General features: G+C 60.9%; 17 protein-coding genes and 2 pseudogenes. 14 read left to right on the plus strand and 5 right to left on the minus strand.

Annotation, left to right across the window (positions count from 1 at the left end):
* Positions 1-353: 353 nt before the first annotated feature.
* A complete protein-coding gene (locus B9A15_RS20990; protein ID WP_084412737.1) occupies positions 354-1,085 on the minus strand; it encodes a GolD/DthD family dehydrogenase in 732 nt (243 codons plus the stop codon).
* Between the two features lie 150 nt (positions 1,086-1,235).
* Here B9A15_RS20990 and B9A15_RS23530 point away from each other — a divergent pair.
* The 7 genes and pseudogenes from B9A15_RS23530 to B9A15_RS21020 form a co-directional block, all read left to right on the plus strand.
* Positions 1,236-1,355: pseudogene (locus tag B9A15_RS23530) on the plus strand (helix-turn-helix domain-containing protein); the annotation flags it as partial.
* A gap of 268 nt (positions 1,356-1,623) precedes the next feature.
* Positions 1,624-2,685 (plus strand): LacI family DNA-binding transcriptional regulator, encoded by a 1,062-nt coding sequence (locus tag B9A15_RS20995; RefSeq protein WP_084412739.1) that lies wholly within the window; start codon positions 1,624-1,626, stop codon positions 2,683-2,685.
* A 1-nt stretch (position 2,686) separates the two neighbouring features.
* Positions 2,687-3,643 (plus strand): substrate-binding domain-containing protein, encoded by a 957-nt coding sequence (locus B9A15_RS21000; RefSeq protein WP_084412741.1) that lies wholly within the window; start codon positions 2,687-2,689, stop codon positions 3,641-3,643.
* Positions 3,644-3,705: 62 nt separating this feature from the next.
* Positions 3,706-4,452, plus strand: a complete 747-nt coding sequence (locus B9A15_RS21005; protein WP_244557066.1) for an ATP-binding cassette domain-containing protein — start codon at positions 3,706-3,708, stop codon at positions 4,450-4,452.
* A 10-nt stretch (positions 4,453-4,462) separates the two neighbouring features.
* Positions 4,463-5,464 carry an ABC transporter permease gene (locus B9A15_RS21010; RefSeq protein WP_084412743.1) on the plus strand — a complete coding sequence of 334 codons (1,002 nt, stop codon included), beginning with the start codon at positions 4,463-4,465 and terminating at the stop codon, positions 5,462-5,464.
* A 9-nt stretch (positions 5,465-5,473) separates the two neighbouring features.
* Entirely contained in the window at positions 5,474-6,556 is a 1,083-nt protein-coding gene (locus B9A15_RS21015; RefSeq protein ID WP_084412745.1) for a phosphotriesterase family protein, read from the plus strand.
* A gap of 22 nt (positions 6,557-6,578) precedes the next feature.
* On the plus strand, positions 6,579-7,343 hold the full coding sequence (locus B9A15_RS21020; protein WP_084412747.1) for a glutamine amidotransferase: 765 nt from the start codon (positions 6,579-6,581) through the stop codon (positions 7,341-7,343).
* Positions 7,344-7,387: 44 nt separating this feature from the next.
* Here the strand turns inward: B9A15_RS21020 and B9A15_RS21025 are convergent, their stop codons facing one another.
* Positions 7,388-8,299: a PfkB family carbohydrate kinase gene (locus B9A15_RS21025; protein ID WP_139798530.1), complete on the minus strand. Its 912-nt coding sequence runs from the start codon at positions 8,297-8,299 to the stop codon at positions 7,388-7,390.
* A 23-nt stretch (positions 8,300-8,322) separates the two neighbouring features.
* Here B9A15_RS21025 and B9A15_RS21030 point away from each other — a divergent pair, with 23 nt between their 5' ends.
* The 6 genes and pseudogenes from B9A15_RS21030 to B9A15_RS21055 all read left to right on the plus strand — a co-directional run bounded on the left by B9A15_RS21030 (position 8,323) and on the right by B9A15_RS21055 (position 12,670).
* Positions 8,323-9,165, plus strand: a complete 843-nt coding sequence (locus B9A15_RS21030) for a BtpA/SgcQ family protein (protein ID WP_084412752.1) — start codon at positions 8,323-8,325, stop codon at positions 9,163-9,165.
* Between the two features lie 9 nt (positions 9,166-9,174).
* A complete protein-coding gene (locus tag B9A15_RS21035) occupies positions 9,175-9,831 on the plus strand; it encodes a TenA family protein (RefSeq protein WP_084412754.1) in 657 nt (218 codons plus the stop codon).
* A gap of 118 nt (positions 9,832-9,949) precedes the next feature.
* Positions 9,950-11,089: pseudogene (locus B9A15_RS21040) on the plus strand (IS3 family transposase).
* 40 nt (positions 11,090-11,129) lie between these two features.
* On the plus strand, positions 11,130-11,318 hold the full coding sequence (locus B9A15_RS21045; protein WP_244557064.1) for a hypothetical protein: 189 nt from the start codon (positions 11,130-11,132) through the stop codon (positions 11,316-11,318).
* On the plus strand, positions 11,302-11,541 hold the full coding sequence (locus B9A15_RS21050) for a hypothetical protein (protein ID WP_139798531.1): 240 nt from the start codon (positions 11,302-11,304) through the stop codon (positions 11,539-11,541). The genes B9A15_RS21045 and B9A15_RS21050 overlap by 17 nt, the downstream gene beginning before the upstream one ends.
* Before the next feature lie 349 nt (positions 11,542-11,890).
* Entirely contained in the window at positions 11,891-12,670 is a 780-nt protein-coding gene (locus tag B9A15_RS21055; protein WP_084412758.1) for a MauE/DoxX family redox-associated membrane protein, read from the plus strand.
* A 556-nt stretch (positions 12,671-13,226) separates the two neighbouring features.
* On the opposite strand, the gene B9A15_RS21065 is transcribed toward B9A15_RS21055, so the two are convergent.
* The 3 genes from B9A15_RS21065 to B9A15_RS22700 all read right to left on the minus strand — a co-directional run bounded on the left by B9A15_RS21065 (position 13,227) and on the right by B9A15_RS22700 (position 15,399).
* A complete protein-coding gene (locus B9A15_RS21065; protein WP_139798532.1) occupies positions 13,227-13,667 on the minus strand; it encodes a hypothetical protein in 441 nt (146 codons plus the stop codon).
* Between the two features lie 504 nt (positions 13,668-14,171).
* Entirely contained in the window at positions 14,172-14,894 is a 723-nt protein-coding gene (locus B9A15_RS21070; protein WP_084412764.1) for a helix-turn-helix domain-containing protein, read from the minus strand.
* Between the two features lie 160 nt (positions 14,895-15,054).
* Complete coding sequence (locus B9A15_RS22700; protein WP_139798533.1) at positions 15,055-15,399, minus strand: hypothetical protein; 345 nt, start codon at positions 15,397-15,399, stop codon at positions 15,055-15,057.
* Between B9A15_RS22700 and B9A15_RS21080 the strand changes: the two genes are divergently transcribed.
* Positions 15,382-17,871, plus strand: a complete 2,490-nt coding sequence (locus B9A15_RS21080) for a DUF3987 domain-containing protein (protein ID WP_084412768.1) — start codon at positions 15,382-15,384, stop codon at positions 17,869-17,871. The genes B9A15_RS22700 and B9A15_RS21080 overlap by 18 nt on opposite strands.
* The last annotated feature ends 164 nt before the right edge of the window (positions 17,872-18,035 follow it).

The raw sequence follows: 18,035 nt of genomic DNA on the forward strand, positions 1-18,035 counted from the left end.
GAAAGTCGCAATCATCGCCGTCGCCAGAAAGCTTCTCACCGTCCTCAACGCCATGCAGAGAGACAAAAAGGCCTTCGCATGAACACAGTTGCCATGCCTCGAACGGTGTTCACATCTGCAGACGATTGCGGTTTGCTTCGTGAAAGTCCTCAGCCGAACTGCCGCTCCGACGGCGATGACCTGGGTCCGCGCTCTCTTGCGCGAGCGAGGATGACGAAGCGTCGGAGGATTGGGTCTCACCTTCAAACTCTGCAAACCCTAGTATGATTTGCGAACTGACGCAGGTGGACTAAAGCCGCTCAAATTCCGCGCGGGCTTTGATACGGAGCCGAATAAGTCAGTCGGACACCGGTTCAGCGCACCGTATAGCCCCCATCGGCGCGCAGCGTCGCCCCGTTGATGATGGCGGCATCCGCCGAGGCGAGATAGACAGCGGCGGCGGCGATCTCGGCGGGTTTGGCGAAGCGGCCGACGGGGATTTCTCGCCGGGCCTTGTCGCCCTTTTCCCCGGACCAGCCGACGAGAGCCATCGGCGTCTCGACGACGGTGGGGGCGATGGCGTTGGTCGTGATGCCGTATTGCGCCCATTCGACCGCCATCACCTGGGTGAGGTTGATCAGCCCCGCTTTGCTCGCCCCATAGGCGGCATGCTCCTCGATCGCGATGACGCCAGCCTGGGAGGCGAGATTGACGATCCGACCCCGGCCCGAAGCCTTGAGGAAGGGCAGGGCGGCCGCCGCCATCAGCCACGGCGCCCGCAGATTGATGCGCATAGTGCGCTCCCACGCGTCGATGTCGATCCTCTCTGCCGGGAAGACCATGCCGAGCCCTGCATTGTTGACGAGAATGTCGATCCCCGTCTCCTGGCCGATCGCCGCGACGCCAGAAGCTATGGCGTCTGGATCTTGGAGGTCGATTTGCCGATGCCGATTGTCCGCGCCGAATTTCGCGGCAAGCTCCGCCGTGTCCTCCAGATCGACCAGCACCAGCCGGGCGCCGGCCTTTGCAAAGGCTTCCGCCATCGCCGTGCCGATCCCGCCGGCAGCGCCGGTGATCAGAGCAGTCAGGCCGCTGAGATCGCTCATGCCTCTTCGTCCTCCCCTATTCCCGAGATGCAGAACTAGTAACCCATCTGTTGACTTCCACCCGAAACTGACCCGGTCAGGCGGCAGATTTGCATTGAGTTTTAGCCCATGGGAGCTTCCCCTTGAGCACGATCGAAGGGGGGCAATGGAGTGATCCACATGAGACTCTTGAACGCCATCCGTCGCTTTGCCTAGCGGGAGAAGCTGCCGATCCGGGAGATCGCCAGGCGGACCGGGCTGCCGCGTAACACCGTCAGAAGTATCCGAAGGCTGGTCCACGCCGCGAGCTCGCGGCGGAGGTGGTCGTTACGTATGGATGACGGACTTGTCTCGCAGCGCGCCTCCTTGATGGCGTCATAAGAAAGCGCGGCAGTTCGTGGCTGAGCAACTCGTCGAATCGGACATTCAAAATTGCCTCGCATGGGGAAACCGCTTGCATCTCGTTTCACATGTGCGACACTTGTAAAACGGTTTAGTAAACCGCTTTACGGGTCGGTCGCCAAGCTGGCGGCTGTGGCTGGAAATCTGCGGGAGGCCCATGACTGTTGGTCCGAAGCGAGTTGCCAATCTGCGGGACGTGGCGAAGGCTGCGGGCGTTTCCGTCGCAACCGTCTCTCGGCATCTGAACCGCTCGCTTTTCCTCCCTGAGGCCACGGTGACGCGGATCGAGGCTGCGATCGACAATCTGGGTTATCGGCCCAACCCCCATGCAAGGCGCCTGAGTCTCGGGCGTTCCGACACGATCGGTCTGGTGATCCCCGACATCGCCAATCCTTTCTTTGCGACGCTTGCCGCCGCGGTCGAAGAAGAGGCCGATGCACGCGGGCTCGGTGTCGCATTGCGTTCGAGCCTCAACCGGCCGGGGCGCGAGTTGAAATATCTCGACCAGCTGCGGCACAACGAGGTCGACGGGCTGATCTTCGTCACCAACCATATCGACGAAAGCGGGGCGCTCGCTGCCGAAATCAACCGCGTGGAGCGTGTGGTCGTGCTCGATGAGGACGTTCCCGGCGTGGAGGTGCCCAAGATCTTCTGCGACAATGAGAGCGCCGGGCAGCTTGCCGCTGAGGCCTTTCTCACTGCCGGACATCGTCATGTGGGCTTTGTCGGCAGTGATGCCGCGATGATCTCGACCTTTGGGCGGCTCGGCGGCTTCGCGCGTCGGATCCATGATGGCGGCAGCCAGATCTCCTTCGTCTGTCATGGGGACTACACCCGCGCCTTTGGTCGCCAGGCGGCATTGCAATTCATCGAACGGGGCATGCCCGCAACGGCGCTTTTCGCAGCCTCCGACGAGCTCGCGCTCGGCCTTCTCGAAGTCTTTCGAGAGGCCACGATCACCATTCCGGGCGAGCTTTCCCTCATCGGCTTCGACGATACCGGTCCGCTCCATCTCCTCGATCCGCCGCTGACGACGATCCGTCAGCCGGTGCGCGAGATCGGGCGGCGCGGCGTCGAGCTTCTGGCATCGCTCGACAAGCGCCTGGACGAGGCCCCTTCGCCTGAATTCCTGCCTGTCGAAATCGTCCATCGCGCCTCCGTCCAGCCGCCGACGGAGAGAGCGCGCGAACGCGCGGCGGCCATTCGCGGAAGGAACTGACATGCTGCATAGCCTCAAGAGACGAAGCGTCCTCGCCATGGCGGGCGGAGCCCTTCTGGCCTCGACCATGTTTGCCCCGGCTTTCGCGCAGGACGCCGATAAGCCCACCTATGCGATGATCCAGATCAACCAGCAGGCGCTGTTCTTTAATCAGATGATCGAGGGCGCTCAGAAGGCCGCCGATGAAGCCGGCGCCAATCTCGTCGTCTTCAATGCCAATGACGATCCTGCCCGTCAGAACGACGCGATCGAGACCTATATCCAGCAAGGCGTCGACGGCATGATCGTCGTCGCCATAGATGTCAACGGCATCATGCCGGCGGTCGAGGCGGCGGACGAAGCCGGAATCCCCGTGGTCGCGGTCGACGCGATCCTGCCCGACGGGCCGCAAAAGGCGCAGATCGGCGTCGACAATGCCGCAGCCGGCGCGATGATCGGCGAGGACTTCAAGACATGGGTCGCGGACCATGGCGGCTCGGCGAAGCTCGGCATCGTCGGCGCGCTCAATTCCTACATTCAGAATGTGCGCCAGGAAGGCTTCGAGAAGAGCCTCGAAGGCGTCGAGGGGATCGAGACGGTGGGCGTGGTCGACGGCCGCAACATTCAGGATGAGGCATTGTCGGCGGCCGAGAATCTAATCACCGCCAATCCGGATCTGTCGGCCATCTACGCCACCGGCGAGCCGGCGCTGGTCGGCTCGATCGCCGCTGTCGAAAGCCAGGGCAAGCAGGATCAGATCAAGATCTTCGGCTGGGACCTGACGGCCCAGGTGATCGACGGGATCGATGAGGGCTTCGTCCAGGCCGTGGTGCAGCAGGACCCGGCGGGAATGGGTGCCGCGGCGGTCGCGGCGCTCGAGACCTTGCGCAAGGGCGGGACGGTCGAGGCGACGATCTCCGTGCCGGTCGAGATCGTGACGAAGGCCAATGTCGATCCCTATCGCGAGACCTTCAAGTGATCGCTGGCGCCAACACCAAGACGGAGACCGGCTCGTCCGGTCTCCAGCCACACGCCGGCAAGATCGCGGCCGGCGCTCGCCCGCGCGTCTCGATGCGCGGTATCGTCAAGACCTTCGGCTCGGTCGAGGCACTGCGCGGCGTCGATCTCGATCTTTATCCGGGCGAATGTCTGGGGCTCGTCGGCGACAATGCCGCCGGCAAGTCGACGCTCACCAAGATCCTCTCCGGCACCTATATCCCCGATGGCGGGACGCTCGAGATCGATGGTGAGGATGTCCGGCTGACCGGACCATCCGACGCTCGCGCGCGACATATCGAGATGGTGTTCCAGGACTTGAGTCTCTGCGACACGATCGACGTGGCCGGCAATCTGTTCCTCGGCCGCGAAATCATCAAGAACGGTTTTCTCGATAAGCGAGCCATGGCCGAGAAGGCCAAGGAGATGCTGGCCGCGCTCGATATCCGCATCCCCAATCTGTCGGCCAAGGTCGCCCAACTCTCCGGGGGCCAGCGCCAGGCGATCGCGATCGCGCGCGCCGCGTCCTTTCAGCCCCAGGTGCTGATCATGGACGAGCCGACCTCGGCCCTCGCGGTGGCGGAAGTGGAAGCGGTTCTCGCGCTGATCGAACGGGTCAAGGTGACCGGCGTATCGGTCGTCCTGATCACCCATCGCCTGCAGGATCTGTTCCGGGTCTGCGACCGCATCGCGGTCATGTACGAGGGCACCAAGGTCGCCGAGCGGCAGGTCCAGGAGACGAACCTGGAAGACCTCGTCCGGCTGATCGTCGGCGACGAGAGCGTAAGATGAGGAATTCGACATGACGCTCTATACCGAACGCGGTCAGGGATCGGCGATCGAGGACTTTCTGGCAGAACACGCGCAGGTTCTGTCGATTGCGGGTTTCTTCCTGGTCTGCATCCTGTTCTTCGCCACGATGACGGACACGTTCTTGACGGGTGGCAATATCCTCAATCTTTTGCGTCAGGCGGCGCCGATCCTGATCGTGGCGAGCGCCATGACCTTCGTGATCACCACGGCGGGGATCGATCTGTCGGTCGGCTCGCAGGTCGCGCTGGTCAACGCGCTGGCGGCGATCGCGATCGCGGCAGGCATTCCCTGGCCGTTGGTGATCCTCATGATGCTCGCCGCCGGCGCCATGATCGGCCTCGCGCAAGGCTGGTTCATCGCCCATCAGGAGATTCCGGCCTTCATCGTGACGCTGGCCGGGCTTTCGATCTTTCGGGGCATCGCGCTGCTTCTGACCAAGGGCTATTCGATCCCGATCCGCGATGCGGACGGCTTCACCTTTCTTGGGCGCGGTGCCGTTGCCGGGATTCCGATCCCCGCGATCTTGAGCGTCCTCGTCGCGATCATCGCTTATGTGGTGCTCGATCGGATGCGCTACGGGCGGCAGGTCGTCGCCGTCGGCGCCAACCGGGAAGCGGCGCGACGCGTCGGCATGCCGGCGCGCTGGGTTACCGCCTCGGTCTATGGATTAACGGGCCTTGCCTCGGCCTTCGCCGGCCTTCTGATCGCCGCGCGTCTTGGCTCCGGCTCCTCCAACGCGGCCGTCGGCTTCGAACTCGATGTGATCGCCGCTGTCGTTCTGGGCGGCACCTCGCTGATGGGCGGACGCGGCACGATCATCGGCACCGTGCTCGGGACGCTCACCATCGCCGCGATCGGCAATGGGCTGATCCTGATGCATGTCTCGCCCTTCTTCACCCAGATCGTCACGGGCGCGATCATCCTCGCCGCCATCTGGCTGAACACACGCATCTTCGCGTCTGGGCTCAGGCTCGGGCGCAAGAAGAGTTGAGGAGGAGAGATGACCTCTCACGACACTTCGAGCGAGCGATCCGAGGCCCATACGGGCTCGGGCCAGGTGATGACGGTGAACGGCCCGATCCCGGTCGCGGCGTTGGGCGTCACCTTGATGCACGAGCATATTCTCAACGACTGCTCCTGTTGGTGGAACAAGCCGGAAGAGCCCGAGCGGCTGCATCTCGCCACGGAGCCGGTCCATATCGGCATTCTCGGTGAACTGCGGATGGATCCCTTCGTCAATCTCCACAATTGCGCGCTGGACGACGAGCTGCTGGCGATCGCGGAGCTTTCCCGGTTCGCCGGGCTTGGCGGACGCACGGTCGTCGATCCCACCTGCCGGGGCATCGGGCGCAATCCGAAAGCCCTGCGGCGCATCGCCAAGGCGACCGGCCTCAACATCGTGATGGGCGCAGGATATTATCTCCAGTCTTCGCATCCTGAAGAGTTGGCCAGGCTTTCGATCGACGGGGTCGCCGACCAGATCGTCACAGAGGCCAAGACCGGCGTCGACGGGACGGATGCCAAGATCGGCTTGATCGGGGAGATCGGCGTCTCTGCCGATTTTACACCAGACGAGGAGAAGAGCCTGCGCGGTGCGGTCCGTGCCCAGGCTCGGACAGGGCTTCCTCTGATGGTGCATCTGCCCGGCTGGTTCCGGCTCGCCGACAAGATCCTCGACATCGTCGAGGAGGAAGGCGGCGATGTGGCCCAGACCGTTCTGTGCCACATGAACCCTTCCCATGGCGATTTCGCCTATCAGGATGCCCTCGCCAAGCGCGGCGCCTTCCTGGAATACGACATGATCGGCATGGATTTCTGGTATGACGATCAGAAGGTCCAATGCCCCTCCGACGACGACAACGCGGCCGCCATCATGCGGCTGATCGAGGCCGGCCATCTCGGCCGACTTCTTCTGTCGCAGGACGTCTTTCTGAAGATGATGCTCACCCGCTATGGCGGTCTCGGCTATGACCACGTCCTGCGCAATTTCGTACCGCGGCTGAAGCGCTTCGGCGCCGATGACGCGATGATCGAGGCGCTGATGGTCGCCAATCCGCGATCGGTTTTTCACGCAGCCGCCTGAAGATCCCCTGAAAGGATTCCCGATGACGAAACGAGTTCTTCTCGTCGGCGAGAGCTGGATCAGTTCCGCCACCCATTACAAAGGCTTCGACCAGTTCGGCAGCGTCACCTTCCATCTCGGCGCCGAGCCGCTGGTGAAGGCGCTGAAAGGGACGGAGTTCGACCTCACTTACATGCCGGCCCATGAGGCGGTCGATCGGTTTCCCTACGACATGGCGGGGCTTTCGACCTATGACGCGATCATTCTGTCGGATATCGGCGCCAACTCGCTGCTCCTGCCGCCCAAGGTCTGGCTCGAAATGCAGACCGTGCCGAACCGGCTGAAGCTCATCCGCGACTGGACACTCGAAGGCGGCGGCCTCCTGATGTGCGGTGGCTATTTCTCCTTTCAGGGGATCGACGGCAAGGCACGCTGGCGGCGCACGCCTGTGGAGGACGTGCTTCCCGTCACATGCCTGCCCTATGACGACCGGATCGAAATCCCCGAAGGCGCCCAAGGCGTGAAGACCCGGCCGGATCATTCCCTGCTGGAAGGGCTGGACGGCGACTGGCCGCTGCTTCTCGGCGCGAACGAGGTGGTGGCGAAAGAGGGCGCCGAGATCGTCGCGAGGCTTCCCGACGACGAGGGCGGTCACCCGCTGCTGGTCTGCGGTGAATATGGCAAGGGGCGCAGCGTCGCCTGGACCTCGGATATCGGCCCCCATTGGCTGTCCCCGGCCTTCTGTGAATGGGCCGGCTATCAGCGGCTCTGGACCAATATTCTCGGCTGGCTGACACGCGCGCGATGAGCTTCGAACGGCCTTCACCAATGCGCGCGGATCGCCTGGCGGGATCAGGCGCAGCTTGCCGCCGCGTCGAGGATCTCCGCAATCTCCGCGCGGGTCGGGAAGGCCGGTCGGCAGCCGAGGCGGCCGATGGTGAGCGCCGCACCGCGTGCCGCCGCCGTCAGGCATGGGATGTCGAATTCCTTGCGGCGCAGGCGCGCCGCAAGCAGCATGGCGGCAAAACTGTCCCCCGCGCCCGTCGTGTCGACGACCGTGGCGGGGGCGGGCGCGGCCTCCAGCGTTTCGCCATCATGGCGGAAAAGGACGCAGCCTTTGTCGCCGAGGGTCACAACCGCGTTGCGCGCGCCCGTCTCGACGATCGCCCGCGCGGCTACCTGGCGCGATTGTCCGGTGAAAGCCTCGGCCTCGCTCTCATTGACAATGACGAGTTCGCAATTACCGAAGAGCGCTTCGAAGCCGGGTTTGATCGGAGATGGATTGAAGGCGGTGGCCAGTCCTTTCTCGCGGGCGATCGCGATCGCGGTGCCGGTCGCCGCGATGGTGAGATTGCCTTGAAGAACCAGCCAGTCGCCGCACCGGCTGGAGCCGAGTGCCTCGATCACCGCCGCCTCGTCGATCGTCTCGACGGCGCTCGTGGTCGTCACCAGGCAATTCTCGCCGCCTGGAAGCGAGAAGATGACCGAAATGTCGCTGGCGACGTCGCGCAGGAGGACATCGCCGGTTTCGCAGCCTTCGGCCGTGAGCATCTTCAGAATGTCGGCCCCCCGCTCATCACGGCCGCACGCGCTGACGAAGCGCACGGGGCACCCGGCGCGGGTCAGGACCACGGCCTGATTGGCGGCCTTGCCACCCAGATCGCGCATGAGCGAACGACCGAGGATGGATTCTCCCGGCATAGGAAGCGCCTCGATGGCGAAGGTTTCGTCGATGCCGACGTTGCCGATGACGTGAACAACCATGAAAATCTCGAAAAGGCAAAACAATGCCCCCAGTCTCTAAAGAAAAAAATACAACAGTCAAAGAAATTTTTAAGAAAAACAAAGTTCTGATTGGCGTCATTCACTGCACGCCTTTCCCAGGATCGCCGCAATATGCGGGCGAGCTTGTCACGGCCATCTATGACCGGGCGATGCGGGATGCCGAAGCTTATATCGAAGGCGGGCTCGACGGACTCATCATCGAAAACCATGGCGACATCCCGTTTCTGAAACCCGACGAGATCGGCCATGAGACGGCGGCCTATATGTCGGTGATCACCGACCGCGTTCGCCGCGAATTCTCCGTGCCTTTGGGGATCAATGTTCTTGCCAATGCGGCAATCCCGGCCCTGGCGGTGGCAAGCGCCGGCGGGGCGGATTTCATTCGCGTCAATCAATGGGCGAACGCCTATGTGGCCAATGAAGGCTTCGTGGAAGGCGCCGCCGCCAAGGCGCTGCGCTATCGCGCGGCCCTTCGAGCGAACGGCATCAAGGTCTTCGCTGACAGTCACGTCAAGCATGGCAGCCACGCCATCGTGGCCGATCGCTCCATCGTCGAGCTCACCCGCGACGTCGCCTTCTTCGACGCCGATGCGGTGATCGCGACTGGACACCGGACGGGCGATGCAGCGACCGTGGAAGAGATCGACGAGATCCGTTCGGCGACCGACCTGCCAATCCTGGTGGGCAGCGGCGCGACGCCGGACAACATCGCCCGCATTCTCGGCCAGACGGAAGGCGTCATCGTGGCGAGCGCGCTAAAGGAGGGCGGCGTTTGGTGGAACCCGGTCGAACAGACCCGGGTCGAACGCTTCGTCGCCGCCGCCGATGAAGCCCGCGGGAGCTGAGATCGGACGATGACAGCGAACGCTTCAAGCGCCTTCTCCGACCGCCTCGTGAGCGAGAACCAGACGGTCTGGGATGCCATGCAGACCCATCGCTTCGTCGAGGAGCTCGCGAGCGGCACGATGCCGGAGCAGGCCTTTCACCGCTATCTCGTCTATGAGGGCGCCTTCGTCGCCACGGCCGTGCGCATCTTCTCGCTGGCCTTGGCCAAGGCGCCGACCATCGAGGATCAGCGCTGGCTTCACGGGGTGGTCGGCGCCCTCCTCACCGAGCAGCTTGCCTATTTCGAGCGGGCCTATCGCGACCTCGGTGTCGATCCGGCCGCCTTCGATCGAACGGCGCCGGGCTTTACGGCCTTTGACAGGGGCATGCTGACAATCGCGGAGACCGGCGGGTTTTCAGACATCGTCACCGCCATGTTCTGCGCCGAATGGATGTATCTCAATTGGTGTCGCGCGGCCCTTGCCCGAATGGAGGGCCAGGGGTTTCCGCGCGAATGGGTGGCGCTCCACGTCGCCCCCGGTTTCGAGGCTCAGGCCGTGTGGCTGAAGAGCCGTATCGACGCGCTGGCCGGCGAGATGGATCAGAGCGAGCGCCAGCGGCTCACCGTTCTCTTCGGCAAGGTGGTCGAACTCGAAATCGCCTTCCATACGGCGGCGTTTGGCTAAACGGCGGACGGCGTCAGTTCGTCAGATCGACCCGGAACCGATACCGGTCCGCGCGATAGGTGGTGTGGACTTGCTTCGTGAAAGTGGAGAGCTCTTCTAAGAGAAAGAGGAGCATTTCATGGGCGGATCACATCGTCGGTTCGGCAAGGTATTCGAAGCGGAGGCCATCCGTTTCGTCGAGACGAGCGGACGTTCGCAGAAGGAAATTGCCGACGATCTCGGGATCGGTCGGTCGACCCTGCGAATCTGGCTGATGAAACATCGAGAACGGGAACTCGAAGCGCCGCCTCCGGACCGCCAGGAGGACTTGGCTGCCGAACTGAAGCGGCTACGGCGTGGGAATGAGATCTTGCGCCAGGAACGAGAGATCCTGAAGCGGGCGACAACTTTTTTCGCCAAAGAGGGAAGTCGATCAAGTTCGAACTCATCGATGCGGCGACGAAGGATTTCCCCGTCCAGCGCCTCTGCAAGGTTCTCGATGTCAGCCCAAGCGGCTATTTTGCCTGGAGGGCCCGTCCGGTTTTTCGCCGGCAGCGCGATGACCTGGTGATGCTGGCGCACATCCGTTCGGCGTTCGCTATGTCGAACGAGACTTATGGCAGTCCACGAATTGCGAGCCGACGGCCATAAGGTCGGTCGCCGTCGCATCGCGCGTCTGATGCGTGAAAACGGAATGAAGGCGCGGCAGAAGCGACGCTTCAAACGCACGACCGACAGCCATCACGCGTTTCCAATCGCTCCGAACCTCCTTGATCAGGACTTCACCGCCACCGGCCCGAACCAGAAGTGGGGCGACGACATCTCCTATATCTGGACCCGGGAGGGTTGGTTGTACCTTGCTGTCGCAATCGATCTCTTCGCCCGACGTGTCGTGGGCTGGGCGACAAGCGATCGGCTGAAGAAGGACCTGGCTCTGTCGGCGCTTCGCCGAGCCATCGCCGTTTTACGCCCGCCCGCCGGGCTGATCCATCACGCCAATCGCGGCTCGCAATATTGTTCCCTCGAGTACCAGGCCCTGTTGCGAAAGCATGGAATCCTGATCTCGATGTCCGGCAAGGGAAACTGCACCGATAATTCCATGGTCGAGAGCTTCTTCAAGCCCCTGAAATCCGAACTCGTCTGGCGCACCGTTTTCCAGACCCGAACCGAGGCGACCACCGCGATCGGTCAATATATCGACGGTTTCTACAATCTCGTCCGGCGCCATTCGGCGCTCGACTTCGTCAGCTCGCTTCAATTCGAGAGGCAGGCCGCCTAAAACCAAAAACGCTCTCCACTTTCACGAAGCAAGTCCACATGTGAACGAGCACGGTCTCGTCATGCTGGAAGGCCAGGGCATGTATCTTCTCGGGGACGACTGGCACGAGGTCTGGCAGGACGACTTCATCTGGATGGGCCCCTATTGCCCGCAGCTCTTCTATCCGACCGGCTGGGGTCCTTCGGCCTATCTTCTTTATAAAGACGTCAATCGTGACGTCGTCTTCTGAGCGCGAGGCGCTGGATCGACGCGCCGCGACGCTGATGGCTCGGATCGACGAACTTGCGACTTTCAGCGAAGAGGCCGATTGCCTGATCCGGCGCTTCTTGACCGAAGAGCTGGTCGCCGCGAACACCCGGACCGCCGAATGGATGGTGGCGGCCGGAATGACGACGCGCGTCGATGCCGTGAGCAATCTTTTCGGCCGATCTGAAAGCGATCCGCCGGGCTGACGGGCGCTGCTTCTGGGTTCCCATCTCGATACTGTCCGCAATGCCGGACGTTTCGACGGGCCGCTGGGTGTGCTCGCGGCGATCTCGGTGGTGCAATTGAGCCTTACAGGGCCGTGCCTTCGCTCGGCGCAGAGCCGGTGCTTGGCAGGGCGCCGTCTGCCGTCGATCGCCGTGCCGCGGACCGGGCCCGATTCAGATGACACCGCTCCAATTCTTTAGCCGGCCTGCGCTTTCGGGAACTCACGACGAATTTCGGTCCTTGACCTTCCAGTGACGGGAAGCCCCATCTGACGGGCGATCTGTGGGAACGAGGGGATCCGGTATCCCCAGGAGACAGGAGAAACAGTCGATGAGCACGATCGCGGCAGGAGAGGCGGGCGGTCGCCGAAAGGCCGTTCTCTACCGGATGGTCATGGAAAAGCATGTTTGTCCCTATGGCCTAAAATCGAAGGATCTTCTCGAAAGGCAGGGCTTTGAGGTCGAGGACCATCACCTGACGACGCGGGCCGAGACCGACGCCTTCAAGGACAAGCATGGGGTCGGCACGACGCCTCAGACCTTCATTGCCGGCGAGCGGGTCGGCGGCTATACCGAGTTGCGCGAGCATTTCGGCAAGCGGGTGAAATCGAAGGACGAGACCACCTATCAGCCGGTCATCGCGATCTTCTCGGTCGCTTTCCTGATGGGGCTCGCCGTCTCCTGGGCGGCCTACGATACGATCTTCACGCTGCGAGGGATCGAATGGTTCTTCGCCATCTCGATGTGTCTCCTCGGCATCCAGAAGCTGCAGGACATTGAGAGCTTTTCGACGATGTTCCTGAATTACGACCTTCTGGCGAAACGCTGGGTGCCTTACGGCAAGATCTATCCCTTCGGCGAGACGCTCTCAGGCCTCCTCATGATCGCGGGGACGCTGACCTTCATATCGGCGCCGATCGCACTCATCATCGGCACGATTGGCGCGATCTCGGTCTTCTATGCCGTCTATGTCCAGAAGCGCGAACTCAAATGCGCCTGCGTTGGCGGTGGCTCCAACGTGCCGCTCGGCTTCGTGTCGTTGACCGAGAATCTCGTCATGATCGGGATGGGGCTTTGGATGCCGATCCGCATGCTTGTCTGGGGCGCGTGAGGATGATCCCCGAATGACTGGCTTCACGCCCTGGCGATCGTAATGCGCGTCGCCGGCTTTGCGAGAGGCTGGCAGGAATGATCAGGACGACACGCTCAACGCCACCTTCCAAACTTTTAGCCATCTCGCAGAGATAGCCGAAGGTGTCGTTGGGGTATGTGGCAGATCATTCATCTGCTATGTCCGCCAGAAACTTACCTTGACGTGCATGAATCGCGGACTCGTCGAGAACTTCGCCGGTCTCGTCGTCCGCGTTTTGCTGAAGGCAACAACGCCAGCGAACCGCTTGGCGTCACGTTCAGCCCGCCCGATTGCATTTTCTTCTGATCGACATTGGGCCGGCTGGACCGTGAGAAAGCGCTTGCCCCTCTTCTCGAACGGCAGGACGACGGAATAGGTCTTTCCTGCCATGTTGGCGCCCGCACCATTTATTGCCGTCGTTCGGTCGAGGCTGGCTCAGCCGTTCACCAGCAATACTCGGTTCGCGATCCTTGCGTTATCTACGCCATTCGGGGCGAGAAGGAGCGCTATCTGAAACAGAATTGACAATTCTGTTTCAGATCACACCACCTGAGTTTGACCAGAAATAGAGGTAGCCGTCCTCATAAACAGCACCGTCGGAACCGTAGACATATGAAAGAGGCGCTGGTGACGTCTGCACCTCGTATGCCAGCGGCGGTGCGCTGAATCGATCTGGCCAGAACGCCGCATCGCAGTGTGCGTGGTTCATGTCGACGCCAGGCGAAATAAGAACGGGGTCGGCCCCAAACATGCCGAGGACGAAGTTATTGGCTTCCTTCGGCGTCAAACCAACCTTCATACACATGGTGAAATCGATCATACCGCTCCGTTGAATATCAAAGCTCTCGACAAGATAGCGATAAGGCAACCGGAAACGCATCGGCTCGATATTCAAGGCAAAAACAGCCCCTGCGAGCGCAAATGACGCGCTTGCAAGCCAGAACTTCCGAGATCTCATGAACGAGTGAGAGGCCATTCTGCGATCCTAAATGGAAGTCGGTTGCTCGACTATGGTCGCGCGTTTCTGAAAAACTTTCATCGTATTCTGTTTAAGCTCCGCATCCCCATGGATTGGTCGTAGCGTCCATGTCTGATGCTTGGGATCGTGCTTAAGCGGCGTCCAGATAGAAGCGGGCGCTTGTTCTTCATTTTGAGCGCCTGAACGACGAAATAGGTCTTCTCTGCCGTGGTGCGCTCGCTTCCGGATTTTGCTCGGCGCGATCTCGTGAGTTGCGAGCGTCACCGCGACAGTTAGAGGGTTATTCGCGAACAAAAGTTGGAACCAGCATTTTGAAAAGTTGGACCTTATCGCGCTGGGCTGCCGTAAGTCTCTGAAATCATGGCGACCCCACTAGGACTCACTTGATCGCCGTATGTCATTGAAATAGCACGTTTTTCGTCAGTTTCGGCAATGTCACGTATGTCGTTTGTATGTTAAGCGCCGAAACTGACTTTGTTTGTCATAGTGTATCAGGACGTATCAGAGCATCGCTTTCAGAGCTTTGATCTCTGGAATTCGAATGTCTTCAACTTGCATTTCTGCATCGTCCAAGACCATCGAAATCTCAATGTAGCCGCCGCGCTTGCGACCATATTTCGAAATCGCATCCTGGACGATGTGGAAGAGCCGGAAGCATCGCTCAGTGTCACCAGGGATGACGCCGATGACATTCACGATCTCATGCTCGTTCGGGATAATGAATTTCACACGTCCCTTGACGCTCGTGTCGCCCCAGGTCGCATGGAGCCGGACCTGACGACGCGCGATCACGGCATACAGGCTGACCGAGTCTCGCAGTGGGTCATCCGTGCCGGGAAAAGCAGTCGGCACGTCGAGCGCCATGAGCATTCCTGCAAGCAGATTGACTGCCGCTGACGCACCACCCTGGACCTGCTTCTCGTCCGCGGGGTCATCATGCGGGCCGATTCCGTGCAGCAGCCACGTAGAATCGACCTGAAAAACCTCGGCAACTTGGCTGGCTTTGTTCGCTCGCGGACGCGCTTCGCCGGAGAACCACTTGCGGGCAGTTTCCTTTGTAATGCCGATATCGTAGCGATTATTCAGTTCAGCGATCAGCCACTCATAACGACCGCGGTGAAGCGGCGGGCAACGATCAGAACTGTCGGCGGCGATGTTAAGGCGCTTGGCAAAGTCCGCCGCGATGATCTTCTGATGCCCGGATTCGCTGACAACTCGCGCCATTTGCCTTCACCCAATCCCATACATGCAACATGTTATACGTTCACTGTTTTGTCAACATTTTAGGGACAAAGGCAGGTTCAACTTTCTCACCTGTGGGAATGTCGCTAAAATATTGACATTATGCATTCCTGTTCGCGTATCAGAAGTAGGAAAGGATGCATTATGCATAAAGTTGAAGTCGCTCTTTTGGTTGGAGGACTGCTCGGATAGCCCGCTCTATCGGCTTCTCTACGCCAAATTGCCGAACCACCGCAGCGACACGCAGCCTCAATGCCTGGGGGTGATGAAGATCGCGGAGGAGCTTGGGATTCGGAAACAGGCGATCTACGGCTGGTTCAATCGAAACCGATTCCCGGCCAAGCGCATCCCATTCTTCTGCCAGCTCGAAGGTTCGAGGCTGGAGCCCGAAGACCTTTTCCCATTCATTGACGGCTGAGGCGGCAATCTTGCTCAAAGAGAACAGAGCCTCGCGCTTCTGGGCTTCAGCTTGATCCCGCTCGCTCATAACGAGAAGCGACCGGTCTGGAAGGACTGGGCTCAAGTCCCGACTCAGAAATACAGCGAGCTATCGAAAAACTGGAATCGATGGTTCAACATCGGCGTGCGGACGGGGAAGTGGTCGAAAACTCCCACCGGCTACCTGATGGTGCTCGATGTCGATATCCGAACGGAAAAATGGAAGAAGGAAGCGATCGAGCGCCTGAAGGCGATGTTCGGCGACAAGATTATGGACTTCCCGCGTCAGGTCTCAGGATCGAACGGGCTGAGTTTCCACATATTTTTCGCCTGCAACGAGCCGTTCCCCGGCAAGACCCTCTACCGCAGCGACGAGAAGGTCAGGGTGGACGGGAAAGAGCGCCCATATCTCGAAATCTCGCTGATGGGGACCGGCCGACAAGTCGTGCTGGCGCCTTCCGTTCATCCTGACTCCGGCCAGCGCTATCGCTGGGAGAATCCGATCGACGAGCTGGATGGCTTGCCGAAGATGCCGGCCGAGCGACTGGTCGACCTCGTGTTCGCGCCTGAAGACGATGCGGACGATCAGGAGGCGGTCGGTCTGACCTATGAGCAGGCTGAAAGCTATATCGAGGCGCTGCCTGACGCATATGCCGACGATCGCGATCTCTGGATTGGTGTCGCGATGGCCCTGGAGCACGAATTCGGTCGCGGCGATGACGAGGCCCTGGCGATCTTCGACCGCTTCTCCAAGCGATGCCCCGATAAATACGACAAGCGGGTCGTGCGTAAGCAATTCAAGACGCTGCGCGGACGTGGCAGGCCACGGACGATGAGGTCCGTGATCGAGGCTTCCAACGAGGCCGAGCGAGAGATGATCTGGGAGGAGCTGCCTGACGAATTCGAGGACATCCCGGAGAATCTGGGCGAGCCGCCGAGGCCGATGTCACGAGAAGCCGTCCTCGCGCTCTTCGATGAGATCGACGCCGACGATAAGGTCGTTGAGGTCAAATCCCGTGTCCAGCGATCCTCAGACCCGGACATGGCGATCCTGGATCAAGCCTATGCCGTGGCCCCGCCCGCGCCGCTGGACATCCTTCCGAAGCTCTTCGCGAACGAATGCCGCGAGGTCGCGAAGGCGACGGGCTCGCCGGTCGATTTCCCGATGATGTCGCTCCTGGTGACGGCGGCGTCGCTGATGTCGGGATCGGTCGAATTCTCCCCACATAGCGCTTGGAAAGAGCCGAGCATTCTTTGGTGCCAGTGCATCGGCGATCCCGGCACGGCGAAGTCACACGGTATGATCCCGTTCGTCAAAGCCGGCCGGAAGCTGATCAAGCAGTTTCGCGGACCTTTCATGGAGCGCCGCAAGCAGTGGGAATTCGAGACCGAAAAGGCGGACAAAGCCTATAAGGTCTGGAAGCATCGGATCGCCGAGGGCGCTGAAGATGTGGAGCAGGCCCGGCCGAACCATACGATCGCACCGCCGAAGCCATACCCCCGTCAGTTTACCGTCGAGGACACCACCTGGGAGGGCCTGACGCAGCTCATGGGACGGAACGGCGGTCACGGCGTCCTGAAGTATGACGACCAGCAGACGGACTTCCTGAATAACATGAGCCGCTATAGCGGAGGCAACGATCGCCCTCGCTACCTGAAGACCTATGGCGCCATGGAGCAGCAGACGGCCCGCAAGTCCGACGAGGACGAGCAGCACTCCGTCCGCATGCATCTCAACATTCTGGGCGCGATCCAGCCCGAGCCGTTGAAGGAATTCTCCGAGACCGTTCGCGACGGCTTCCAGACGCGCTTCATGCCCTCCTGGCCGGAATTCAAGAACGGCGAAATCCCGATCGACCGGGAGGAGATCATCCCGAAGGTCTCAGATCGCGTGATGCAGGCGCTGGAGAAGCTTGCGGTGATGCATCCGGACAAGGGAGACCAGAGCGAGCCCGAGCCGTTCCAGAAGCTCTTCAGTGAGGAGGCGTGGCGCTATTTCCATTCCTGGCGCAGCGAGCATCGCTTCAAGGAGCAATTCGAGCAGACCGGGCTCAAGCTCGTCTACGACAAGGCCGATGGTCATGTCGTCCGTGTAGCCGGCGTGCTGGCCTATCTCGACTTCGCGGCCGACCCGATGGAGATCGATCCCCCTGAGACCATCTCGCTCGATGCAGTGAAGCGCGCGATCCGGTTTCGCGAGGACTACCTGAAGCCGATGCAAATTCGCGTCTACCTGCATTGCACGAAGCTGCCCGAGACAGGGATGGCGAAATCGATAGCGCAGTGGATCGTCTCAAAAGGGATCAAGGAATTCACTGTTCGGGAAGTGAGCCGTGCTGGAGGTCTCGAAGGTATCAGTCACCGCATCGAGCCCGACGATATCAAAGCGGCCCTGCAATATCTCCAGTCGAGACGCTGGGGCGTTTACGAGGATCACGTCAAGACGAAAGGTCGACCGACGACGCGCTTCACAGTCAACGAAGCGCTTTGGCGATTACTCGACGAGATCGGTTATCACTGAAATTGACCCTCGCTGAAATTCAGCGGGGGTTTTTTGTATGTCACGATTTCGACTTCGCGACCGACCTCTCTCGAATACCCTTCCTGACCTTTTGTCACTTTTGTCCACGGATTCCGATCGATGTAAATATCTCTGTTCTCGACATCACCCGAGGGTAGCACTCC

The organism is Fulvimarina manganoxydans (genome assembly GCF_900176465.1).
Taxonomy (GTDB): Bacteria; Pseudomonadota; Alphaproteobacteria; order Rhizobiales; family Rhizobiaceae; genus Fulvimarina; species Fulvimarina manganoxydans.